At 71.1% G+C, this 21,804-nt stretch carries 21 protein-coding genes and 1 pseudogene; 12 read left to right on the plus strand and 10 right to left on the minus strand.

Translation table 11 applies throughout. The features are described from left to right. The first annotated feature begins 110 nt into the window (after positions 1–110). Entirely contained in the window at positions 111–2,180 is a 2,070-nt protein-coding gene (locus tag ACF09E_RS12190) for a hypothetical protein (RefSeq protein ID WP_392205086.1), read from the plus strand. Positions 2,181–2,271: 91 nt separating this feature from the next. On the opposite strand, the gene ACF09E_RS12195 is transcribed toward ACF09E_RS12190, so the two are convergent. Beyond that, complete coding sequence (locus ACF09E_RS12195) at positions 2,272–3,153, minus strand: SMI1/KNR4 family protein (RefSeq protein WP_392205087.1); 882 nt, start codon at positions 3,151–3,153, stop codon at positions 2,272–2,274. Between the two features lie 360 nt (positions 3,154–3,513). Between ACF09E_RS12195 and ACF09E_RS12200 the strand changes: the two genes are divergently transcribed. Together ACF09E_RS12200 and ACF09E_RS12205 are read left to right on the plus strand one after the other, a co-directional pair. Then, positions 3,514–4,533: a hypothetical protein gene (locus tag ACF09E_RS12200; RefSeq protein ID WP_392205088.1), complete on the plus strand. Its 1,020-nt coding sequence runs from the start codon at positions 3,514–3,516 to the stop codon at positions 4,531–4,533. A 13-nt stretch (positions 4,534–4,546) separates the two neighbouring features. Beyond that, the gene (locus tag ACF09E_RS12205; protein WP_392205089.1) at positions 4,547–5,632 is read left to right on the plus strand and encodes a hypothetical protein; all 1,086 of its coding nucleotides are present in this window, start codon (positions 4,547–4,549) and stop codon (positions 5,630–5,632) included. A 236-nt stretch (positions 5,633–5,868) separates the two neighbouring features. Here the strand turns inward: ACF09E_RS12205 and ACF09E_RS12210 are convergent, their stop codons facing one another. The 3 genes from ACF09E_RS12210 to ACF09E_RS12220 form a co-directional block, all read right to left on the minus strand. Next, the gene (locus ACF09E_RS12210; RefSeq protein WP_392205090.1) at positions 5,869–6,684 is read right to left on the minus strand and encodes an NmrA family NAD(P)-binding protein; all 816 of its coding nucleotides are present in this window, start codon (positions 6,682–6,684) and stop codon (positions 5,869–5,871) included. A gap of 516 nt (positions 6,685–7,200) precedes the next feature. Continuing rightward, positions 7,201–7,410, minus strand: a complete 210-nt coding sequence (locus ACF09E_RS12215; RefSeq protein ID WP_392205091.1) for a hypothetical protein — start codon at positions 7,408–7,410, stop codon at positions 7,201–7,203. A gap of 130 nt (positions 7,411–7,540) precedes the next feature. Further along, positions 7,541–8,137 carry an HDIG domain-containing metalloprotein gene (locus ACF09E_RS12220; protein WP_392205092.1) on the minus strand — a complete coding sequence of 199 codons (597 nt, stop codon included), beginning with the start codon at positions 8,135–8,137 and terminating at the stop codon, positions 7,541–7,543. Between the two features lie 32 nt (positions 8,138–8,169). Here ACF09E_RS12220 and ACF09E_RS12225 point away from each other — a divergent pair. Then, positions 8,170–8,250 (plus strand): annotated as a pseudogene (locus ACF09E_RS12225) (MarR family transcriptional regulator); the annotation flags it as partial. Positions 8,251–8,565: 315 nt separating this feature from the next. Here the strand turns inward: ACF09E_RS12225 and ACF09E_RS12230 are convergent. Further along, a complete protein-coding gene (locus ACF09E_RS12230; RefSeq protein WP_392205093.1) occupies positions 8,566–8,913 on the minus strand; it encodes a PRC-barrel domain-containing protein in 348 nt (115 codons plus the stop codon). Between the two features lie 287 nt (positions 8,914–9,200). On the opposite strand from ACF09E_RS12230, the gene ACF09E_RS12235 reads away from it, so the two are divergent. Beyond that, on the plus strand, positions 9,201–9,692 hold the full coding sequence (locus ACF09E_RS12235; protein ID WP_392205094.1) for a cupin domain-containing protein: 492 nt from the start codon (positions 9,201–9,203) through the stop codon (positions 9,690–9,692). A gap of 69 nt (positions 9,693–9,761) precedes the next feature. Here the strand turns inward: ACF09E_RS12235 and ACF09E_RS12240 are convergent, their stop codons facing one another. Both ACF09E_RS12240 and ACF09E_RS12245 read right to left on the minus strand, forming a co-directional pair. Then, positions 9,762–10,187, minus strand: coding sequence for a TspO/MBR family protein (locus ACF09E_RS12240; protein WP_392205095.1), 426 nt, complete (start codon positions 10,185–10,187; stop codon positions 9,762–9,764). A 244-nt stretch (positions 10,188–10,431) separates the two neighbouring features. Beyond that, the gene (locus ACF09E_RS12245) at positions 10,432–11,901 is read right to left on the minus strand and encodes an MFS transporter (protein ID WP_392205096.1); all 1,470 of its coding nucleotides are present in this window, start codon (positions 11,899–11,901) and stop codon (positions 10,432–10,434) included. A 169-nt stretch (positions 11,902–12,070) separates the two neighbouring features. Here ACF09E_RS12245 and ACF09E_RS12250 point away from each other — a divergent pair, with 169 nt between their 5' ends. From ACF09E_RS12250 to ACF09E_RS12265, 4 genes are all read left to right on the plus strand, one after another. Further along, positions 12,071–12,718: a TetR/AcrR family transcriptional regulator gene (locus tag ACF09E_RS12250; RefSeq protein WP_392205639.1), complete on the plus strand. Its 648-nt coding sequence runs from the start codon at positions 12,071–12,073 to the stop codon at positions 12,716–12,718. A gap of 90 nt (positions 12,719–12,808) precedes the next feature. After that, positions 12,809–13,414: a dihydrofolate reductase family protein gene (locus ACF09E_RS12255; protein WP_392205097.1), complete on the plus strand. Its 606-nt coding sequence runs from the start codon at positions 12,809–12,811 to the stop codon at positions 13,412–13,414. 533 nt (positions 13,415–13,947) lie between these two features. Continuing rightward, positions 13,948–14,643: a restriction endonuclease gene (locus ACF09E_RS12260; protein ID WP_392205098.1), complete on the plus strand. Its 696-nt coding sequence runs from the start codon at positions 13,948–13,950 to the stop codon at positions 14,641–14,643. Between the two features lie 221 nt (positions 14,644–14,864). Beyond that, positions 14,865–15,764 carry a DMT family transporter gene (locus ACF09E_RS12265; RefSeq protein ID WP_392205099.1) on the plus strand — a complete coding sequence of 300 codons (900 nt, stop codon included), beginning with the start codon at positions 14,865–14,867 and terminating at the stop codon, positions 15,762–15,764. A gap of 34 nt (positions 15,765–15,798) precedes the next feature. Here ACF09E_RS12265 and ACF09E_RS12270 read toward each other — a convergent pair whose 3' ends face one another. Then, entirely contained in the window at positions 15,799–17,190 is a 1,392-nt protein-coding gene (locus ACF09E_RS12270) for an STM4012 family radical SAM protein (protein ID WP_392205100.1), read from the minus strand. A 245-nt stretch (positions 17,191–17,435) separates the two neighbouring features. Between ACF09E_RS12270 and ACF09E_RS12275 the strand changes: the two genes are divergently transcribed. Together ACF09E_RS12275 and ACF09E_RS12280 are read left to right on the plus strand one after the other, a co-directional pair. Further along, positions 17,436–18,533, plus strand: a complete 1,098-nt coding sequence (locus ACF09E_RS12275; RefSeq protein ID WP_392205101.1) for a DUF1152 domain-containing protein — start codon at positions 17,436–17,438, stop codon at positions 18,531–18,533. A gap of 180 nt (positions 18,534–18,713) precedes the next feature. Continuing rightward, entirely contained in the window at positions 18,714–18,872 is a 159-nt protein-coding gene (locus ACF09E_RS12280; protein WP_392205102.1) for a hypothetical protein, read from the plus strand. Between the two features lie 141 nt (positions 18,873–19,013). Here ACF09E_RS12280 and ACF09E_RS12285 read toward each other — a convergent pair whose 3' ends face one another. Next, entirely contained in the window at positions 19,014–20,213 is a 1,200-nt protein-coding gene (locus ACF09E_RS12285; protein ID WP_392205103.1) for an MFS transporter, read from the minus strand. A 97-nt stretch (positions 20,214–20,310) separates the two neighbouring features. Here ACF09E_RS12285 and ACF09E_RS12290 point away from each other — a divergent pair, with 97 nt between their 5' ends. Beyond that, positions 20,311–21,402: a DUF5937 family protein gene (locus ACF09E_RS12290; RefSeq protein WP_392205104.1), complete on the plus strand. Its 1,092-nt coding sequence runs from the start codon at positions 20,311–20,313 to the stop codon at positions 21,400–21,402. Positions 21,403–21,453: 51 nt separating this feature from the next. Here ACF09E_RS12290 and ACF09E_RS12295 read toward each other — a convergent pair whose 3' ends face one another. Beyond that, a complete protein-coding gene (locus tag ACF09E_RS12295; protein WP_392205105.1) occupies positions 21,454–21,804 on the minus strand; it encodes a PRC-barrel domain containing protein in 351 nt (116 codons plus the stop codon).

Raw genomic sequence — 21,804 nt, forward strand, 5'->3', positions numbered from 1 at the left:
CAGGAGGATCGTTGCGACGCCAACGCTTAACGACGACACTACGCTGCCTCGCAGCCGGTGCCGTCCTTGCCGTTCTCGCAGGCGGTACGACCGCCACGGCCGCGCCTCAGGTGGCCACCGAGGTTCCGGCGCCCCCGCAGGTACATGGGCCAGAGAAGACGCAGAAGGGGGCGCGGGCGGCTCTGGCCGGGTCGCGGCCGAAGTCGGGTACCGCGCCGTCGGCCGGTCCGCAGTTCAAGAAGGTCGGATCCGCGTGGCGGGTCATCGCGCCGGAGGTCGTCCTCCAGAACACGGTGACCGACGCGGACGGGGACAAGTCGACGCTGACGTTCGAGGTGTGGACGGCGAAGGCGGACGGCACTCCAGACAAGAAGGTCAAGCTCACCGACGCCAACCCCTACGGCGTGCTCGTCTCGCCGTACACGGCCTCGGGTGCGACGGCGAAGATGCAGGTCGACTACGGCGTCCTCAAGCCTCGTACCGACTACCTGTTCCACACCAACGCCTTCGACGGGTCGTTGTACGAGACGACCTGGTCGCCGTGGGCGAAGTTCCGCATCGAGCCGTACGTCATGTTCCCCTCGGGGATGACGGACGCGCCGATCGACTCGACCGAGCAGCAGACGATCGAGTTCACGCGGACCGATCCGGACGGTTCGGCCACCCCCGCCGCGTCGCCGGCCGCGAAGTCCGCTTCCCCGTCGGCGCCGGCTTCCGCGGAGGAGGAGCCGAAGCGGTCCGACTTCGACAAGGAGGACTGCTCGCAGGTCGACGGCTCCGGGAGGACGGTGTGCTTCACCCTGTCCAAGGCGGATGCCCCGAAGGACCCGAAGGCGCCGGCGCCGGGGAAGTCGAGGAAGACGGCCGTCGACCTCGACGGTGACGACGGCGCCCGGATGTCGAAGAAGGCGGCGAAGGGGGCGGCCGGTGCCGCAGCCGCCGCGGGGACGCCGGGCGGCAACGAGGCGGTGGACCTGGTCAAGTGGTGCACCGATGCGCCCGAGGGCAAGGACTACATGAACCGCACCGAGGCCTGCCTGAAGACCTTGGGTGAGGGCGAGCTGTGGTTCTTCGACGCCGACCCGAAGAAGCCCGCGATCGGCAGGGGCAACTTCCTGTTCGAACAGCGGATCAAGACCTACCGCAACAAGAGCGAGTCGCAGAGCGACTTCGCCGAGTTCGACCAGCAGCTCGTCATCATCCCCACGTTCATCGACCAGGCCCTCGAAGGGGTCACGATGACGTGGGACGTGGACTCCTCCTGCTCGGCGTGTGACGTGGCGCCGGTGCAGTGGACCGACGACGGCGCCAACCCCATAACCGAGGCGAACTGGGACTACGACGCGGCCCAGGACTACCGGGGTGCGTGGGGCACCGTGGTGACGCGCTGGCTGGGTACGGGCAAGGAGACCATCGACCTGGAGTGGAAGATCACCGCGACCGTCGACGCGTCCGACTCGGTCGATGCCACCGCGGACTTCGGGTCCTCCGGGATTCCGGCGGTACAGGAGCTGGCGCCGCGCTGCGACGACATCTCGCGTGGTTCGGTGACCCCTGGCTGTGTGCTGCCGTACTTCAAGCCGACGTTCACCGTCGACACGAACTCCTACCCGTCGGCCGGCGGCTACTACTGGCTGATGCAGGAGATGATGCCGGACCATGCCGGTTCGGTGAAGTGGGACAGCCTCGTGCACTACCTCGGCACGGACACGAAGGTGAAGAACGCGTCCGGGCAGCCGTGGTCGACGACCGACTCGCGCAAGGTGGTGTGCCCGACGTCGTGGACGAAGCACGCGGCCGATCCGGTGATCCCGGCGACCGACTGCGACGAGTACGCCCCGGCCTCCACACACGAGTCCGGCGGTTTCCCCGGCGGCGTCAACAAGGTGACCGACGGCGACCAGTGCGCGCAGCTGTACACGGACTGGTCGTTCAACGGGGTCGGTGACGGCTCGACGTCGTTCGGTCTGTTCGCGGACATCCGCAACGCGACGAAGGGGCCGCAGGGCACCGAGCGGTGCGGGCGGGCTGCGATCAACGCCTCGGAGAACCAGGGGGCGTTCCACAAGCTTCAGCCGCAGCTGTGGCGTCTGACCGACGGGGACGGGTTCTTCATCGACACCCCCGGGTTCAACCACTGTACGGGCGTGGCCACGACGTGCCAGTGGAAGCAGAAGTAGGGTTCTCGTAGCGCTCGCTTCTCTGTGTCGAGGGCCCGGACAGGTCTCCTCCTGTCCGGGCCTTCGGCGTGTGCGGGGTGTGGTCGGGTGCTCAGGGGCTGCCCCAGATGAGGGCGCCGGCCTCGACGCGGGGCTGTGCGCCGGGGTGGAGGGTGGGACGGCTCAGGCGATCGGCGGTCTCTTCGAGGAGCACGGTGAGGGTGCGGGCCTGGGCGGTGCGGACGGCGGTCCTGTCCCAGGAGCCGATCTCGCCGGTTTCGGTGTCGAGGTAGAGGCCGTAGCTGGTGTCGGTGGCCGTCCACGAGGCGAACGGCACCCAGGAGGGCTTCCACAAGGGAGCTTCGCCGGTGTGTTCGGCCTGCCAGGCCATCTGCCGGTGGTAGACCTCGCGCACCGACTCCAGGGGCATGAGGGCCCATCCGTGTTCGGGGAGGAAGCCGGTGCCGGGTTCGTCGCGCTGTCCGGCGCACTGGGACCACAGGGCGTCGAGGTCGGCGGGGATGTGCACGCCGAGGTCGGCCTTCAGGGCGTGGAGGTCGGTGCCGGTGGCCGGTGGGAGGAGGGAGTGGTGGGTGGCGGGGGCGTTGTGGGTGAGCCAGGAGGTGATGCGCGTGAAGGCGTCGCGGACTTCGCGGGCGGCCGGCTCGCCGGTGCGGGGGTCGGCGAGGTGGACCGGCACCGGGGCGGGGCGGGGGGCGTGCTGGGGGGCGTGGGCTTCGAGGCCGCGGATCTCGACGTGGTCGAGGCCCGTGAGGGGTGGGCCGTAGGCATAGCTGATGGTGAGTTCGGGGCAGTCGTCGAATGCTTCGTGGTCGATGACGGCCTGGTAGAGGCCGAGGCGGCCGTGGCGGGTGCCGAGGCGGGGGTTCTCGGCGAGTTGGAGGGCCAGGGTCTTCAGGGCGTAGGCGGCGCCGGCGGAGATGGCGGTGGCTTCGTCGCGGAGGGTTTCGGGGATGTGGACGGTGACGGTCACGGGGGTCCCTTTCCTGGCGGGCGGTTACCGGGCAAGGATGCCAGGGGGCGGGGATGCCAGGGGGCGAGGGTGACAGGGCGCAGTAGCAGGAACGGCAGACCAGGACCCATCAGAGCCTCACGGAGGGCTACTTGCTCCCTGGGTGTCCGAGCTGGGACCAGAGGGCCCTGCCGTTGCCGGCGGCCTGATCCGACGCCCCTGCCTGAGTGCTCGCCACTTGAGCAGATGTGGTGCACGCGTACCGGGTCGACCGACGGCGGCCGTGGTTCACGTCTCAGTCAGCTGCCGGGAACAGCGGTGGCGTGGAGAGCCCCTCCGTCGTGTGTCACGATCTCCCCCGACATGTGGGGGTGTTGCTGAATGGCGCAGGACATCGCGCTGCGGCCGGTCGTGGATCCGGCCCTTGAGAAGACGGAGCGCGCGCTGCTGGAGAAGTCCGCCGACGGGCTCTTCCCGGCCACGCGGCCGCTGCCCGAGGAGCCGGGACTGGGCGGCCGTACGAGGTCGGACATCTGGACGGCCTTGGGGGCATCCGCGGTGTGCGCGCTCCTGCCGGTGACGATCCTGTGGGCGCTGATCGGCGTGTGGCCCGGCCTGGCCGTCGGGCTCGCGGCGCAGGCGGGGCTGATCTGGGTCGGGGTCCGGTTCGGGTTCGAGGCCTTCGTCCTGGCCGTCGTGGGCGTGCACCTGCTGTCCTGGCTGCTGATCGTCGTCCTCGGCTGCGGGACCGACGAGCGGCAGCGGGTGGCCCGGCTGCGCCACGGACGCTACTACCTGGCCGAGGACTTCGGCGACGACTCCCTGCGCGAGCTGCTGGGCCACTCGCCGCTGCGCCGTATGGAGCGCGCCCAGGCCGCCGTGACGGCGGTACTCCAGTCGCAGGTCGACCGGGACGGGCTGCTGGACGACATCGCCAACGACGTGACGCTGCCGGCCCAGCAGTACGAGATCGCCCAGCGCCTGGCCGAGCTGACCCGGCTGGCGCAGCGGGTGCGCACCGCTGCCGGGGACGCCACCGGCTCGCGCGTGGAGGAGGTGCTGCGGACGCAGCGGCAGGCGCTGCGGCTGTCGTCGAGTGCGCTGGAGGAGCGGGTCGAGGCGCTGGAGCTGTACGCCGAGAACACCCGTGCCGCGGATGCGGCGTACCGCGAGTGGGAGGCCGTACGAGAGTTGGAGCAACTCGGTGAGGACATGCACGAGCTGGTGGTGAACACGGTGCGGGACGAGCTGGCCGTCGCCGAGATCGAGGGGCTCGTCGACCGGTCGCGGTTCCAGGACCTGCACCGGATGCTGGACGAGGCGCGGGAGGCGGGGCTGCTGGCCACGCGGTTCGCCGACGGGCCGGCCGACCGCCGGTCCGGCGGCAGTGGCCGGGCGTGAGGGGGAGGACGACATGACGCAGACATCCCAGCCGAGACGCGCGTTCCACTCCGGCCGCGGCCGGAAGACCTTCGACCGGATCCCGGGCGGGTTCTACCTGGTCGGCGCCCTGGTGATCCTCTTCGAGGTGGTCACGCTGGGCGCGGTGGGCCTGGCCCTGGCCGTCGGCGACCCGAGCGACGACGGGGCATCCCCCGACAAGGAACCACAGCGGGTCCAGGTCACCTACATCGCGACGGGCGACCACCCCTCGGTGAACCTCATCGTCGGGGAGGCGAACGGCAACCACCAGACCCACGGGCTCGTCGTCCTGCCGTACCGCAAGACCGTCGAGCTGGCCGCGGGCGCCGACTTCTATCTGGACGTTCAAAGCCGCGAGTACCAGGAAGGGGGCACTCTCACGTGCACCGTGCTGGTCGGCGGCAAGGTGGTCCAGCAGGCGCACAGCACACCCGACTCCTCGTCCGCCACCTGCGCGGGCAGCACCGCGGACGCCCCGCGGCGGGGCATCGCCGTGCCCGCTCTCACCCCCGGGGCCTCCCCGCTGCCCGAGGAGCGGCGGCTCACCGGGACCGTCAAGGTGCCGGACTACCCGGGCAAGGGCTCGCCGGTCATCGGCACCGTCACCGACTCCTCCCTGGAGTACGCGGAGCTGGGCGGCACGTGGGACCGGAGCCAGACGCTGGATCCGGTATTCGACGGCTTCACCCGCAAGCAGGAGGGGCGCCAGCGCGCACTCGTAAAGTCCACGCAGGTCGACGAGGACATCATGGCCGCGGCCGGCGGCACCGGGGAGCTGCGTGGCGTGGCGGGCGCGGTGATGGACGAGCGGCGGCGCTACGAGTACCCCCGTGACCAGGCGATCCTGGTCGACGTCGCCTCGCAGCCGCTGAAGGTCGACGGACACGACGCCTGGCTGCTGGTGAGTGAGATCCACTTCCACAAGCGCGGGGTGCCGTCCACGAGGGACCTGAACGCGGTCCTCGTGGTCGACACCGGGCGGGTCCGCCCCTCGGTGCTGTGGGTCGTACTGCCGGAGACGAACAAGAAGCTGTGGCCGGACCTCAACACTCTGGTCGCTTCCGTCCGGGTCCGCTGACCTGGGACGGTGCGGGACGGGCCCGGACGCGCGCGGCGTCCCGGGCCCGTCCCGGAGAGTCCGCCGCCGGCCGGGCACGGCATCGAGTCGGCGGCGGCCAGGTCGACGAGCGTGCCCGGCGCACGGGTGGCGCGCTCGCCCCCGTCACCAGGCGGAGCCGTCCGTCACCACCGTCCGGCCCGGCTAGACCGAAGACCGCGGCCCGCCGCCGACGCCGGCAGCGGGCCGCAGGACGCTCACCGGAACGCGGTGGCGTTCTGCTCCGCCCACTGGGCGAACGTGCGCGCCGGCCGTCCGGTGACCTTCTCGACCACGCCGTTCGGGGTGTTGTACGCGACCGGCGGTTCGGCGAACACCTCCAGCTGGAAGTCGATCATGTCCTCCGGCACGCCCTGTGCCCGCATCGCCTCGCGCGCCTGGTGCGGGGTCAGCTCCACGAACTCCACCTCACGGCCGACCGCCGAGCCCAGCACGGCGATCTTCTCCCGCAGCGAGATGCGCTCCGGGCCGGTGAGGAGGTACTCCTCCCCCGCGTGCCCGTCCTCCAGCAGCGCCGTTGCCGCCACCGCGCCGATGTCCCCTTCGTGCACCATCGCGGTACGCGAGTCCCCATACGGTCGCTCGACCCGTCCCGCGCGCACCTCGTCCGCCCACTCCAGGGCGTTGGCCATGATCTCGGTCGGCGCCACCGTGGTCCACGCGAGACCCGACGCCCGCACGGCCGGCTCCAGAGTCGACTCCGACCAGCCGGCCAGCATGGTCACCCGGCGCACCCCAGCGGCCTCGATCATCGCCACCAGCTCGCCGCCGTTCTCCAGCGGGGCGTAGCCGTCGCCGCCGAAGTTGATCAGGTGGACGGCGGCCACACCGTCCAATGCCGGCGCCAGCGACGCCGCGTCGGTCAGATCGCCGCCGACGACCTCGACCCCCCGGCCGAACGCGGCCTCCCCGGGCCGCCGGGTCAGCGCCCGCACCGGCGCCCCGGCCTCCCGCAGCGCTGCCACGACCTGCCGCCCGACCGTGCCGGTCGCGCCCGCCACCAGAAACGTCATGCCGACTCCTTGAGTCTCTCGCCACCGGCCTCTCCGGCCACTCCCCCACCATGACCTTCGATGCGGACAGGTAGGGTCCGCAATCGCTCCCGTCGATCAGCTTCCGCCGGCCCGTGCGGCCGTCCTCACTCCGCGTGCGGGGTGCGGGCCTGTCCGGCGGATCATTGCCTGCGGCACATCTGAGTGCCGTAGACCTGCTTGCGGCCTCATTGACCAGCGTGCGGTCGTGCAGAAGGGCCAGCTCGCGTGGGCTGGCCGACCCGGCGGGTCGACTGCCGTACCAGTAGTTGGTAGTTGTCGATCCTCGGATCGGCCCAGTTGTCAGTGGCCCGGGATACGATCACAGCCTTGATGGGCCGGACGGAGATCCTGAGGGACTCGCGGCAATGGGGGGTGGGTCGCACAGGCCCCGGCATCGAGCTCGGGACTGGATCTATCTTGCCGTAACCCCACCCCCCACCATCAGGTCGTCATCGGGGAGGACACCCAGCTGACGCGACCAGCCGGCGTCGGAAGTCAGCTGCTCAGGTCGAGCATGCCCCACGCGGTGCACGGCTCGGCCTGGACGTAGATCCTGCTTCCTCTGGCGACGACCCGTCGGCGGCCCGGGGCAGTGCCGTCAGGGAGGGTGAGTTCGGCGACGTCCGTCGGCTCCACCGATGATTCGGTGAGCTTGCCGTGAGCCAGTCGATCCGTCTCCTCGCCGTAGCCGCCGTAGAAGACCACCCGATCTCCGTCGACAAGCAGGTGCTCGACGGAATCTCCGACGGTCGGCCTCAGCGGGCGTTCCGGCGTGCACAGTCCGCCCAGATCACGTCAGCCGGTCGTCCCGCCCCTCGCTGCGTCCGACCGTTCGTCAGGTCAGGTGGTGGCCGTAGGAGGCGGCCAGGCCTTCCAGTTCGGGGTCTCCGAACTGTGCGCGCAGTTCAGCGAATGCCTCGACCTTGTTCTGGCCGAAGCGTCTCACGTACGTCGCGTAGGTGTCCGGGGAGACGAACTTCGGCGGTGTGGTCTTGCTGTGGAACTTGTCGGCGTACATCACCAGTCGCTCCTCCGGTGTGACTGCGATGTAGTCGGCCGGCGGCAGAGGGAGGCCTTGAGTGAGTACGTCTTCCTTGCTCAGCCCGACCCCGGTGTGACACGAACAGAAGCGGCACAGCTCCTCCGGCAGGCCCTCGGATTCCAGGATTTCATGTCCCAGCAGTCCATGGCGTACGTAGTTCCGAACGTCGATTCGCCCCTCGGAGCCGTACAGGCGGTACACCCCGATGTCGTGCAGCAGGCAGCCCGCTCGTACCAGATCAGGGTCGACGCCCCAGTCCGAGACGGAGATGAACTGCTCGGCCACCTTCCAGACGATCTCGCAATGCGTGAAGACAAGTTCGAATGCTTCGGCGTGGGGCGAGTGCTTCAGGTGCATCGCGCGGATTTCGTCGAAGGATGGAATGTCCATCCCCGCAAGATAGCCACAGCCGCTCGGTGTGCTGGGTGCTCAACCGCGTGAACGGCGGTCCCGCGGCGCCGAGTCGCGAGGAGACCGTCACACAACTGACCCACCTGGCCGATCCCGACGACTGTCCGGTCCTGGTGCAGTACGTGGGCAGTGCCGGCAGCGCCTGCACCGCCCCGGCCCCGGCCCCGGCCCCGGCCCCGGCCCCGGCCCCGGCCCCGGCCCCGGCGGGAGCATGGGACGACCACGCCGGGGCAGGATGTCGCCATGAAGATACTGATAGTTCTCGTCGTGATCGGTCTGGTGGCAGCTTGGTACGTGCAGTCACGCAGACGGCGATAGCCATCCGGTGACAGCCTCTTGTGCGGCCCAGCCGAGAGGCCGTCGGATCGGGCTCCTGACCTCGTGTCCCCGACCGGTCAGGAGCGGGCTCAGTGGCCCGACCCGTAGTACCCGCCGAGCTGGTCGCGGTAGGCGGGGTCGCCCAAATGCTTTTCCTTGTCGAACTCCGGGGCGTTCTTGATCTGCTCCTTCGTGAGCGAGACCAGGATCCGGCGTTCCTCGTTGTCGATGGCCGTCACGGTACCGGCAGGCAGCAGCACTTCCTTGCCGAAGATCCATACACCGGTGTCGACGACGATGTACTGGTCGGCGACCACGTCCGAATGCTTGTCGACCTTGCCGATCTGTCCGTCGGTGGCCTCGACCTTGTACCCCGTGAGGTCACTGTCCGGGCCGTGCCCGGCTGTCGGAACGTAGCTCCACATGTCGTTGTTCATGCAGGACTCCCCTCATCGCTGTCTGTCGCGTGGAATGTCGTGGTCTTGCTTGAGCAGCGAATGCCCGCCGAGCACTCATCCATGCCACGGTGGCCGGCGGCGGATGCGGTGACGCGGGGCATGCGTTGGTCGTCGGCGAGCGCCTCGGGGCTCGCGGGGGGGGCGTCCATGCCCGTGAGCGGGACTCCCCGTCCGATCCGATGCGGGGCACCGCGCGATGTTGCTGCCGTCGGTGCGGAGAGGGACGATCGACAATGACGTCTCGGTGCGGTCTGGAGGGATGCACGGTGAGCGAGCTCCGCATCATCCCGGTCGGTGGAGGCACGTCCTTCCCCGGTCCCACGGGCACTCCCATGACGGTGAAGCTCGGTGCCGACGTCACCCACGGCGCCTACTCGCTCATCGAGTACACCCACGCACCGCACGCTCCCGGTCCTCCCCCGCACGTCCACCACGAGCACGAGGAGGCGTTTCACGTCACCTCCGGGCGACTCACCCTGGACGTCGACGAGGACACGTTCCACCTGAGCGCGGGCGAGTTCATGGTGGTCCCCCGCGGGTCCGTTCACCGTCCGTACAACACCTGCGACGAACCGGTGACGTTCTTCTTCATCGCCTCCCCGGCCATGGACGGCTTCTTCGCGGAGATGGCGGAGCTGAACGACGCCACTCACGGAACACCGACACCGGAGCAGCTGCGGGAGATCGGCGAGCGGTGGGACAGCGAGTTCACCAGCCTCCCGACGTCGGGACATGTCGACATGATCAACGAGGAGTAGGTGGGCCGGCTCGGCGGTCGAAGTCCCCCGGCCGGCCGGTATGGGCGGAGCGGCTGGGGGCTGCCGGGGCTAAGGGTTGCGTCGGGTGATCGACGTGTTCAGTGCGGTGGCGAACGCGCACCAGAGCGCGTAGGGGACGAGCGCTCGGGCTGCCACCGGGTCGGTGCGGGCGAGGCGACGGATCAGCTCCACGTTGCTCATGTCGAGGAGTACGGTACCGGCCAGGGCCGCCCGCGGGCTGTGGCGGCCGAAGAACAGCCAGGTCCACCCCGCGTTCAGCGCCAGGTTCACGCCGAACCGTGCGGCGATCGCCCGGCCCTGCGCCTTGTCGCCCCCGAGCGCGTGCCCGCAGGCGAAGGCGAGCGAGGCGTACAGCGGCGTCCACACCGCTCCGAACGTCCACGCCGGAGGCTGCCACGGCGGCTTGCGCAGCGCCCGGTACCAGGCACTGTCCGGGTCGACGGACCTCGACCCCGCCGCTGCTGCCGCGGCCACCGCGACAGCGGCTCCGCAGTACCGCGGCCACCGCCGTGCGACCGCCGCGTCCGACCGATGCCCCTCACTGATGAGCCTCATGGAGAAGCTGCTTCCCCCGACGAACCCTGGCAGTCACGTGCGTGGGCCGGGCTGCGGGGGCGGACGTGTACGCGCTTTCTGACGCGCCCGCCCGAGCGCCGGGCGGACGCGGGCGACCCCGTGGCGGTGCCGGGCAGCTCGCCTCCGACAGAGGCGGGCAGGGTCAGGCGGCCTCCTCACCCGGGTGCTCCTCCACGGAGCGGGAGTCGGTGAGGCTCAGGGCGCCGCCGGCGGCGATCAGGCCGACCACGATCGCGAGGAGGGCGTAGGTGATGCGCTCGCCGTGGAAGAAGGAGGCGACGAGGTCGCCGCTCCAGGTGCCGGCGGGGAGCTGCGTGGTGACCAGGACGGCGATGAGGGTGCCGACGACGGCCGTGCCGACGCTGGAGCCGACCTCCTGGGCGGTGTCGTTGAGTGCGGTGCCGAGGGAGGTGCGGTTGGCGGGCATCGCGTCGACGAGGGCGACCGCGCAGATCGTCATGACGGTACGCAGGCCGATGGTCATGAGGACCATGCAGAGGGCGATGACGGCGTAGCCGTGCTCGACGCCCCAGGCGAGGCCGGCGAGCGCCCCGGCGAGGAATCCGGCGCCCACCAGGCAGGCGACGCGGTGGCCGAACCTCCGGGCTAGCCATTCCGACAGCGGGGTGGCCAGGAGCATGGTCGCGATGATCGGCAGGTTGGCGAGGCCGGCGCGCACGGGGCTCCAGCCGTAGGCGTACTGGAAGTGCAGGATCAGGCCGAACATGACGCTGGCCATGGCGATGGACGTGCCGATCTGCGCGAGGGCGGCGCCGCGGACGGTGCCGCGGGACAGGAGGCGCAGATCGAGCATGGGTGCGGCCGTGCGGCGCTCGTGCCGGACGAACCAGACCGCTGCGGCGAGGGCGCCGACGATCGACGCGAGGGTGATCGTGGAGAGCCAGCCGTGCTCCACGCCGCTGGTCAGGGAGTAGCAGGCGAGACCGAGGGCGGCGACGCTGAGCACGGCGCCCGGCATGTCGAGGGAGTCCTTGGTGAGGTCCTGCGACCGGTCGGCCGAGACGCCGAACCGGACACCGGCAGCGGCGATGACCGCGATGGGGGCGTTGACGAGGAGCAGCCACTGCCAGGAGACGTGTGCCAGTACGGTGCCGCCGAGCAGCGGGCCGAGGACGAATCCGGACATGCCGACGATGATCATCACGGTCATGGCGCGCGTGCGGAGCGCACGGTCGTCGAAGAGGCGGAAGACGAGTGAGTTCGTGATCGGTGCCATCGCCGCCGCGGCTATGCCGAGCCCCGCGCGCAAGGCGATGAGGCCTCCCGCGGAGTGGACCAGGAGCACGCCGAGACTGAGTGTCCCGAAGGCCGCGAGCCCGATCAGGAGCACGCGGCGGCGCCCGAACCGGTCCGCGATGGACCCGGCGGTGAGCAGCAGCCCGCCGAAGGTGAGGGAGTAGGCGCCCGTCACCCACTGCAGTGCGGTCGTGCCCGCGCCGAGATCGCGGGCGATGGTGGGGAGCGCGATCGACAACAGCGTGTTGTCGACCATCTCGACGAAGAAGGCCAGGCAGAGCGCGGCCAGAGGGATCCACGCCGCGCGCAGCGACGGGTAGGTGCGGGGTGAGGGGGTGAGCGTGGCGGTGGTCATGGCGCACTCCTTTCGATCGAACGTGGTTCGAGTATCGAACGATGTTCCATGCGGTACGATAGAACAGCGTTCGATCCAATGCAAAAGCCCGGTCCACCAGTGAGAGGTGCACGCCATGGCACGCCAGCAGTCCCGCCCCGGCGGGGGACGCCGACGCGCTTCGCACTCAATGGAATCCGTCCTGGGCGAAGCGGTCGCCCTGCTCGACGAGGCGGGGGCCCCGGCCCTGACCTTCCGCGCCCTGGCCCAGCGCCTGGGAGGAGGGGTCGCCAGCATCTACTGGTACGTCGCGAACAAGGACGAGCTGCTGGACCTCGCCACGGACCACGTCATGGCCGGTGTCCTCGCCGACCTGGAGAAGCTTCCGCCCACCGAGGACGCGATCGACGACCTGCGCGCGATGGCGGTCACCCTCTTCGACGCGGTCGTCCGCCGGCCGTGGCTCGGCGCGTACTTCATGCGCAACACCGACGTGCAGAGCAACTCCCTGCGCATCTACGAGATGCTCGGCCGGCAGACCCTCCGACTGGACCTCACCGCCCGCCAGCGCTTCCACGCCGTCTCGGCGGTCATCGGTGTCGTCGTCGGCTCCGCCGTCGACATGGGCCAGGAGCCACCGCAGGAGATCCTCGACGGCGCGACCGACCGGGACGAGTACCTCGGCCGCTTCGCGCGGACCTGGCGAGAGCTCGCTCCCCAGGACTTCCCCTTCATCCACGACATCGTCGACGAGTTCGACGGCCACGACGACACCGACCAGTTCCGTTCCGCCCTCGACCTCACCCTCACCGGCCTCCGCCACCAGGCCGGCGTCTAGCCGTCGATCTTTCGCGCTCTGCGGCGCGGCCGATGAGTCTGCCCTTCCCGGACGGTCCAAGCTGGTGACAGCCCAGGAAAGGACACCGCCATGTCGGAGCTTCTCGTCGACTTCATCACCTCCCTCGACGGCTACGCGTCGGGAGAGGGATGGCCCGGATTCTGGGGTCTCGAAGGCCCCGAGTACCTCGCATGGCTCGGCACACAGCCGCAGCCCACCTACCTGATGGGAGCGAACACCTATCGCCTGATGTCGGGCTTCGCCGCGGGCGAGGTCCCGCCGGGGCAGGACGAGTTCCGTCCCGAGGAGGAAGCCTCCGTCGACGAGCTCACGCAAGCGACGAAGCTCGTGTTCTCCTCCTCGCTCGAGGAGCCGCTGAACTGGGCGAACGCCACCCTCGTCCGCGACGACGCCGTCGAAGCGGTCCGCGCCATGAAGGCGAGCGGCTCGGGGCTCCTCAGCACGATCGGCAGCCTCAGCCTGTCCCGCTCCCTGCTGCGCGCCGGGCTCGTCGACCGCTTCCGCGTCGTGATGTTCCCGGTGATCACGGGTGCCACCGGCGCGGAACGCATCTACGACGGATATCCCGACGTGGCGCTCGAGATGGTCGAGCACCGCACCTTCGACAACAGCATCCAGCTCGTCGAGTACAAGCCTCGGGTGCTGGACCACCCGCCGCTCGTCGTCCCCGCCTGACGCCCCTCGTCCCCGGCCTCGCCCCCTCCCCCCGGCCGAAACGGCCGCCGCCGGACCCCTCAAGGGACCGCCCCGAGATCACCTCACGCGACCGACAGGTGACCACCTGTCAGTGGCAGTCGCTAGATTGGTCGTTGCGCGGGATGCGGCCCGCGACCAGGGGGAGGGAAAGCTGTGCCGTTAGTGAGCGGATACATCAGGCGGAACGGGACCGTGGTCCGGTCGTACTGGCGAGCGCCGGCCGGCACGAGGAAGCAGACCGCCCTGGCCATCGGGATCGTGGCGGTCGTCGTCCTGTTCGGCGGCTCACCCACGTCGACGGGCAGCGGGCCGGGGACGGAACGGGCGCCGGCGCCCCGGTCGTCGCCGGGAACCACCTATCCGATCAAGTGGCCGGACTCGGGCCGGTCGACGCCCCGTCCGGCGCCGACGGTGTCCTATCCGATCACGTGGCCGGGGACGAAGCAGACTCCTCCTCGGCCGAACCCGAGTGTGTCGTACCCGATCAAGTGGGACCGAAGCGGGGGCGACAGGTGAGCCGTCGCCCTGCGCGGCGCCGCCCGGCGAGGCGACGCTCGCGCAAGAACGCCGGCAGTGAACAGCTCGTTCTCCTGGGCGGTGCCGGCCTTCTCGTGTGGCTGCTGCTGACAGGCCTGATGCGGTTCCTCGCCGCCCATCCGTGGATCCCGGTCACCCTCGCCGTGCTCGCCTGCGGCGCGGTGGCCGTCCGGGTCGTACGGCGGCAGCGGGCTGTCCAGTGGGAACGCGTACGGTCTCAGGGGCTGCGATACGCCCTGACGCATCTGGATTCGCTGCATCATCGACAGTTCGAGCACGCGGTGCGGGATCTGATGTACCGCGACGGATGCACGGATGCCGTGCAGGTCGGCGGCGCCCGGGACAACGGCGCGGACGTGAAGGCGACCGACCCTTACGGGAGACGGTGGGTCATCCAGTGCAAGCACCGGCGGGACGGACTCGCCGGGGCCGCGATCGGGACGCCGGACCTGCACGTCCTCAACGGCACCGGCAGGCCCGTCCACGGAGGCGACGTGATCGTCCTCGTGACGAACGGCCGGTTCACCGGGCCGGCAACCGAGTTCGCCCGCGATCAACGCCTGCACCTCGTCAATCGCACGGTTCTCGCCACCTGGGCCGGCGGTTCCACGCCCCTGTGGGAACTGCTACGGGCCCTGCCTCCCCCGCGACGGCCCACGCCCTTGTCCTGAACACGGCCTGACATCCTGCGCCGGCGCCGCGGTGCGGGGCTCCGGCCCGGCTGCCGGGCCTGCGGGTCGCCGAGGTCGGTTCCCGGGCGGGAACCGCGCCGTACGGTGCGGAAGCGTCGTATCCGCCGGTCGCGCGCGCCGGATCTCATGGGTTCTGCCAGGGGCCCGAGGGTGGTGGGCGCCGGTACGTTCGCCCCGTCTGTGCCACGGAGGGGGTCGGTGTGAGCGGTGTGGTGTTGGTGCTGGTGGCCGCGGTGTTATGGGGCACTGTGGGGCCGGCGCAGGTCTGGGCCGGGAGCGGCGCCCATCCGGTGTCGCTGGGCGCGGCCCGGATGCTGGTCGGTGGGCTGGTGCTGGCGGTGGTGACGGTGCGGCCGGCCGGGCTGCGCACCTTGCTGGTGCGCGGGGTGCGGCGGTGGGTCGTGGTGTGCGTGCTGGTGACCGCCGCGTTCCAGGTGTGCTTTCTGCAGGCGGTCGAGCGTTCGGGGGCGGCGCTGGCGACGGCGTCGGCGTTCGGCGTGGTGCCGGTGGTGACCGGGGTGTGCGGGCTCGCGCTGTCCGGTGAGCGGCTGTCGAGGCGGTGGAGTGCGGGGACCCTGTGCGCGGTCGTGGGGATCGCGTTGCTGCTGTTGCCCAGCGGTGCGGGGCGGGCGGACGTCCTCGGTGTGGTGTTCGGGGTGGTGGCGGGGGCCAGTTTCGGGGTCTACATCGCGGCGACCAAGGAGGTGGGCGCGAGGGGCGGTGATCTGGACACGGCGGCACCGGTGAGTGTGGTGTGCGCCGGACTGGTGGTCTCCCCGTTTCTCCTCGTCTCCTCGGAGGGGCTGTTCACCGCGCGCGGGGCGGCGCTGGTGGGCTGGCTCGCGCTGGGGACGACGGCTCTGGGGTATCTGCTGTTCACCCGGGGGGTCGGGCGGCTCAGCGCCGCCACGGTGGGGACGCTGAGCCTGGCCGAACCGCTGGTCGCCACCGTGCTGGGTGTGCTGCTGCTCGGTGAACGGCCGGGGCCGGTCGCCGTCGTGGGCGGCCTGCTGCTGCTGGGCGGGCTGGTGGCCGTCTCGTTGCCGGGGCGCCGGCCTAAGGCGGTCCGGGAGCCTCGGTCCGAGCCGGTCGGTCGGTGACGGGGCCGGGCCGCTCGACGGACCCGGCGGCTGTCTACCGGTCCTGGTAGCTGCTCATGTTCGCGCGCACGTGGTCGGAGAAGAACCGCGGCCCGATCGCGTCGGCGCGGGCCATCCCCTCCGGGGTGAGCAGCAGGACGGTGCCGGCGGCGCGGACCCAGTTGCGGGTCAGGAGGGTGTCGAGCTGGGTGGTGAAGTCGTCCTCGAAGCGGGTGCCGAAGTGGCGTTCGTAGCGGGTGACGTCGAGTCCGGTCGATTCGAGCAGGTGCTGGAGGACGTACATGCGGCGGCGTTCGTCGTCGTTCATGGCGAAGGCCCACTGGGCGCGGCGGAAGCGTTCGCTCGGGGTCGCGATGTAGTCGTCGATGATGCGGCGCACCTCGGGGACGGCGACGGCGTAGTCGGTGGTGTAGTGGAGGTCCGTGGTGAACGAGCGGGCACCGACGCCGAGGCCGACCATGCCGGCCTGCTGGTTGTACTCGCTGATGCTGGTGTTCTCGTTGTCCTCGACTGCGGCGCTGCCGAGGCGCCTGAAGACCCGCATGGACGTCTGCTCGTATCCGGCGGAGAGAAGGTGGTCGCGGCCGAAGCGGTAGAGCTGCAGTCGCTGGTCGTCCCAGTCGGCGGGGCTGGTGGCGTGGCGGGAGCTGAGGCCGGTCAGCGGGCGGACGTAGAGGGGGTAGAGGTAGATCTCCTCGGGTTCCCAGGCGAGGGCGGCGTCGAGGGAGACCTGGAAGGTGCGTTCGGTCTGGCCGTCGATGCCGTAGATGAGGTCGATGTTCAGGATGGGGAACCGGGCGTCGCGGAGGGCGGCGAGGGCGGACTCGACCTCCTGGCGCTTCTGCGGGCGGACGGCGGCGCGGACTTCGTCCTCGAGGAAGCTCTGTACGCCGATGCTCAGGCGGGTGGCGCCGCGTTCGGCCAGGACCGAGAGCCGGTCGGGGGTGGCCGTGGCGGGCGAGGTCTCGACCGACCAGGACGCCGCCTGCAGGTCGGCACCCATGATGTGCTCGGAGATGTCGCAGAGCCGGGTGAGTTCGTCGGCCGTGAGGTAGGTCGGGGTCCCCCCGCCGAAGGCGGCGAGGGTGAAGCGTAAGGGATGGCCCTGCGCGTCGAGGGCTTCCCTGGTGACGCGGGCCTGGCGCGCGAGGGTGTCCAGGAAGGCGGCGGTGACCTCTTCGGGGGCGCCGGTGCGGGTGAAGAGGTTGCAGAACCCGCATCGCATCTCGCAGAAGGGCACGTGGGCGTAGAGGGAGAGGCTGTCGAGCCGTTCGCCGGACCACAGGTCGCTCAGGAGGGGGCCTTCCTCCAGGAGGCGGTAGGCCTTCTGGTGCGGGTAGGCGTAGACGTACTGCTGGTAGGGGGTCTCCCGCTCGGCGGGGGCCGTTGCGGGAAGGGAGGGGGAAGGAAGCATGATCTTGCTCATGGGCGAGTGTCTCGCTTTCTGAGGGGTCGTCACGGGTGGTGACAGCTCGGCACCTTAGAGCGGTCGGAGAGGCGATATCTGTAGTGCGATCAGCAAAAGATGTGTTTCACGCTCTAGATGTTCGTCTGCACTTTTCGCGAAGAAAGTACTTCGTCCCGATATGCCGCCGCCGGCACGGCCCACGGGCGGTCCGGACCACCCGATACGGCTGACGAGGCGCACGCCCATGGGGTTGTGTGGGGGGCATGAAGCGACTTCTCATCGCTGCGGGAGGCGGCGGCGACGCCATCACGGCAGCCATGGTGCACACCGCGATCCACGGCCGGCACACTCCCGCCCTGGTGCTCACCTACGCGTGGGAACGACTGGTCGTCGATCCCGTGCCCGGGCCGCGCGGCATCGCGGACTTCACGGCGCTCGACCACCCCGCGCCCGGCCTCGCACTCGTCACCCCGCGCACCGCGCCCAGGGCCCCGGCCGGCTCGCTCCTCCCCCGGCTGGCCGGCGGTCTACGGCCCGCACTGGGACTGCTCGACCCGTACGACGGGACGATCGGTCTCACCCGTCAGATCGAGGCGGCGGCCCGCTGGTGCGGCGCCGCCCACGTCGACCTCGTGGACGTGGGCGGCGACATCGTCGCGCGCGGCGACGAACCGACCCTGCGCAGTCCGCTCGGCGACGCGCTGGCCCTGGCCGCCTGCGCGGCGACCGGCCTGTCGACCACCGTGCACGTCGCCGGACCGGGTCTGGACAACGAGGTACCGCGGTCCGTCCTGGCGCCGCGTCTCGGCGCCCCGGCCTTCGCCCTGGCACCCGAGGACACCGACGACGTACTGCCCGTCTTCGACTGGCACCCCTCGGAGGCCGGCGCGATGCTCGTCGCGGCGGCGCGTGGCGTCCGCGGCGTCTGCGGCACCCGCGACGCGCCCGCCCCCGTCGTTCTGGAGGACTCCTCGCACCTCGTGTACCGGCTCGCCTGCGAGGACGCGCTCCGCCTCAGCCCGCTCGCCCGGGCCCTCGCGCTGTGTCCTAGCCTGGACGCCGCCGAGAAGGTCTCGCACGCCGTCTGCGGCTTCTCCGAGATAGCCCGGGAACGTCGGCGCGCCGCCCTCCTCCCCGCCCCCACCGCCCCACGCCCTCCCGGGGAACCCGATGCCGTCCTGGACCGGTACCTCGCCTTCGAACGCGCTCGCCGCGCCGAGGGCCTCGCCTACGTCACGACACGCAGGATCACCGAGGACCTCGGCCTCACCCCGGACGAGGCCGACACGCTGTTCCGCTTCCTGAGCGCGACTTCACCGGCCCGGCGGGTGGCACCGCTGTGGCGGCTGGCACCGAGCTGAGGTGCCGGGGCACGGTGGGAGCTTCCTCCCCGGGGGCTCGGGCAGGTCGAGCCGTAGGGCGTGTGTACGGGAGGGGTCGGCGGCAAGAACGCCGCGGCCGGACGCGCCCCGCGGACGGTCCGCCGATCCGCCTCCGCGGATGCGGTGCGTGCCGTCCGTGGGCGAGGGTAGCCGCCGTGCATGACGGAACTCCTCATCACAGCGTCCCAGTTGGCTCAGGACAACCGCCCCGACGGCCCACCCTGGTTCAAGTGGGCGTTCCTCGCCGTGTGGGCGGCCCTCCTGCCCTGGGTCCTCTACAAGCTCCATCAGAACGGCTACTTCAGAAGACGGCGGTGACGTCGCCCATGCGAGAGCGCGCCGGTGTCGCCTTCGTCCTTCCGTCCGCAGCATGGTCACGCCTGTCGGCAGTCGGCCCTCGCCCGTCGGCCCGGTGCCGGGCTCGACGGAGCGTCCCCCGCGACACCCCGTGGGGCCACGTCAGTGGGCCACGGCGGAGGCGGCCAGGAGCGTCGCGGTGGCGAGGCCGCCCCAGAGGGCGGCCGGGCCGTGGGGTGCGAGGGCGGTGATGGCCGCCGGTGAGACGGCGAGCCCGAAGCCGGTGGAGAGCTGGAAGCGGGCGAGGACCCGTCCGAGCGCGTGCGCCGGGGCGAGAGCGGTGACGAGCGCGGTGGCACTGCCGGCGTAGACGATCTCGCCGAGGGTGCAGACCACGGACACCGCCGCGATCGTCGGGGCGGCCCAGCCGTGTCCCAGGGACACGGCCGCGAGGAACCCCAGGTAGGAGGCGGTCAGCACGACACCGGCGACCGCCAGGACGGACCGGCGGGGGAAGCGGGACAGCAGGACGGTGACGGGAATCTGCAAGGTGACCACCAGCACCGTGTTGCTCACGAAGATGGCCGCGGGCCACATCGGGGAGGCGTCCATCTGTGTCACGAGAACCAGAGGGAGCGCGATCTCCGGGACGTTGAGGCAGAACGCGTAGATCACGTTGGCGGCCAGCAGTGAACGCATCCGGGGCGCAGGCTCGTCAGCCGTGTGCTCGGCTCCGGCCGAGCGCCCGGCGGGTCGGGTCGGGTGGGCGTGCACGTGGACGGACCAGGTCAGGGCGGCCGCGGCGAGGTAGGCGACGGCGGTGACGACGGCGAGAAGCCGCAGCGCGGTGGTGCCACCCGTCAGGCATACGGTGGCGAGGAGGGCGCCCACTCCCAGTCCGGCGTTGCGCAGGGCGCGCCCTCCTGCGAGGGCGGCGTCGCGCTCCCGACCGTGGGCGATGGTCGCGACGAGGGCTGCGTGGGCGGCCGGCCAGGCCTGGTTGCCGATCCCGAGGAAGAGCGCCGCGACGGTGAAGAGCTCCGCGTTGCCCGTCGGAGTGGCCAGCAGGAGCACCACGCCCAGCACCCGGACGAGCATGGACGCCGCGACGGCGGTGCTGCGTGCTCCCCGGTCCAGCCATCTCCCCACCGCGGGCATGCACAGGAGCCCCGCCACGATGCCGACCGTCATCGCGATGCCGGTCGCCGGCGCGGACAGCCCGAGGACCGTCACTCCGTACAGGAGCAGGAACGGCCGCAACAAGCCGGTGCCGAGCGCGTCGACGGCGAGGGCGGCGGCGTAGCGGGGGCCTCCGGACGCGTGCAGGAGGGCGTGGGGTCGGATCCGTGGGGTGGTTGCCATGCGCTCAAGCTGATGCCGGGGCGCCGATGCGGCACGCGGGTTGACGCACATCGTCAACCGGCGGCGTCATAGGCCGCCGGCCGTCGATGATGGGGGGATGACGCTGCGGATCGACATCGCCGGGCTGCCCGCCGGAAGGCTGCGGTTCGCCGCCTCCCCACTGGCCGAGCTGACGGCGATGCTGCACGTCCTGGCCGAACCGGCGCACCACCCGCGGCTGGCCGGGTGGGCCGACGACGTCTGGGCCGCGATGCCGCCCGAGCTGGACCGGCGCCTGCGCGAGGCGCAGTTCCTCTGGCGTTCCTCACGAGCCGACTTCCTCGTGCCCGCCCGTCCCCGAGGCACCTTGACGGAGGAGCTCGACGACCTGGACCGGATCGACGACGAAAGCTACGTCGCCACCGCACTCACCACCACGTGCGGCAACGACCGCATCCACTTCCCCGCACCGTCGCCGTCGCCGCTCGCCGACCGCGCCGCGCGCGAGCACGCCCTGGATCTCGCCCAAGCACGCGGGGCGCTCCAGGAAGCCTTCGCGGCGCGGCTCCTCGCGGATCCGGCCGCCGTGCGGGCGCAGGTGCGCCGCACCCTCGAACAGTGCGCCGAGGCGTTCTTCGACACCGCCTGGACGGCCGTCGCCGTGGAACTCGCCACCGACCTGCGGCTGAAGAACGACCTGCTGAGACGACACGGCATCGAGGCGGCTCTCGGCTCCGTCTCCAGCGCGGTGACCCTGGCACCGGACGGCGACAGCATCGTCGTGGACCAGCTGCAGGACAACACGACCACCGCCCACGACCGAGGCGTCACTTTCATCCCCAGCGCCTACGGCCGGCCCCATCTGGTGGTCGTCCACGCACCCGGACGGCAGCCGGTCGTGCAGTACCCCGCGGCCGAATCCGGCCCGTCACACCCCGTGCCGCAGGAGACCGTCGCTCTCCGGCTCGAAGCCCTGGCCCACCCCGTACGCCTGCGGTTGCTCCGGACGCTCGCCCGCGGCCCGCACACCAACGGCGAACTCGCCCACGCCTGGAGGCTCTCTCCCCCGGAGGTCTCCCGCCACCTCGCCGTCCTCCGCCGAGCGGGCCTCCTCACCGCCCGGCGCCACGGTCGCTACGTCCAGTACTCCCTCGACCACACGCACCTCGCGACCCTCGGCACGGACCTCCTCACCGCCCTGCTGCGCTGAGCGGCGGACGGCCGGTCGCCCGTCGCGCCCCGGCCGCCGGGCCGGGGCCAGCTAGCAGGGCCCGTTCTCCCAGTAGTACGCGGCGATCTCCGCGCGGTACTCCGGGTCCGCGTGGTGCTGGTCGGGCAGGTACTGCGGGGCGTCCTCGATCTGTTGCCGGCTCAGGTCGAGCCGGAGCGTGCGTCCGGCCGGGTCGAGGTGCGTCACCGCGCCGGCGGGGATCATGACCTTTCCGAAGATCCATCCGTCGGCCTCCACGACGAGGAACGCCTCGCCGGTGACATCGGAGTACGTGTCGACCTCGCCGACCCGTCCGTCGGCGGCTTCGACCCTCCATCCGGTGAGGTCGAGGTCGCCCAGTTCGCCGCACGAGGGGTCGAAGCCCCACGGGTCGTTCGCCAT

This window comes from Streptomyces sp. NPDC014891 (assembly GCF_043081085.1).
Taxonomy (GTDB): domain Bacteria; phylum Actinomycetota; class Actinomycetes; order Streptomycetales; family Streptomycetaceae; genus Streptomyces.

Coding starts and splice junctions, on each gene's coding strand:
- ACF09E_RS12200 (WP_392205088.1), top strand. CDS start 3,514: ATGGCGCAGGACATCGCGCTGCGGCCGGTCGTGGATCCGGCCCTTGAG.
- ACF09E_RS12205 (WP_392205089.1), top strand. CDS start 4,547: ATGACGCAGACATCCCAGCCGAGACGCGCGTTCCACTCCGGCCGCGGC.
- ACF09E_RS12210 (WP_392205090.1), bottom strand. CDS start 6,684: ATGACGTTTCTGGTGGCGGGCGCGACCGGCACGGTCGGGCGGCAGGTC.
- ACF09E_RS12220 (WP_392205092.1), bottom strand. CDS start 8,137: ATGGACATTCCATCCTTCGACGAAATCCGCGCGATGCACCTGAAGCAC.
- ACF09E_RS12230 (WP_392205093.1), bottom strand. CDS start 8,913: ATGAACAACGACATGTGGAGCTACGTTCCGACAGCCGGGCACGGCCCG.
- ACF09E_RS12245 (WP_392205096.1), bottom strand. CDS start 11,901: ATGACCACCGCCACGCTCACCCCCTCACCCCGCACCTACCCGTCGCTG.
- ACF09E_RS12250 (WP_392205639.1), top strand. CDS start 12,071: ATGGAATCCGTCCTGGGCGAAGCGGTCGCCCTGCTCGACGAGGCGGGG.
- ACF09E_RS12255 (WP_392205097.1), top strand. CDS start 12,809: ATGTCGGAGCTTCTCGTCGACTTCATCACCTCCCTCGACGGCTACGCG.
- ACF09E_RS12270 (WP_392205100.1), bottom strand. CDS start 17,190: ATGAGCAAGATCATGCTTCCTTCCCCCTCCCTTCCCGCAACGGCCCCC.
- ACF09E_RS12275 (WP_392205101.1), top strand. CDS start 17,436: ATGAAGCGACTTCTCATCGCTGCGGGAGGCGGCGGCGACGCCATCACG.
- ACF09E_RS12280 (WP_392205102.1), top strand. CDS start 18,714: ATGACGGAACTCCTCATCACAGCGTCCCAGTTGGCTCAGGACAACCGC.
- ACF09E_RS12285 (WP_392205103.1), bottom strand. CDS start 20,213: ATGGCAACCACCCCACGGATCCGACCCCACGCCCTCCTGCACGCGTCC.
- ACF09E_RS12290 (WP_392205104.1), top strand. CDS start 20,311: ATGACGCTGCGGATCGACATCGCCGGGCTGCCCGCCGGAAGGCTGCGG.
- ACF09E_RS12295 (WP_392205105.1), bottom strand. CDS start 21,804: ATGGCGAACGACCCGTGGGGCTTCGACCCCTCGTGCGGCGAACTGGGC.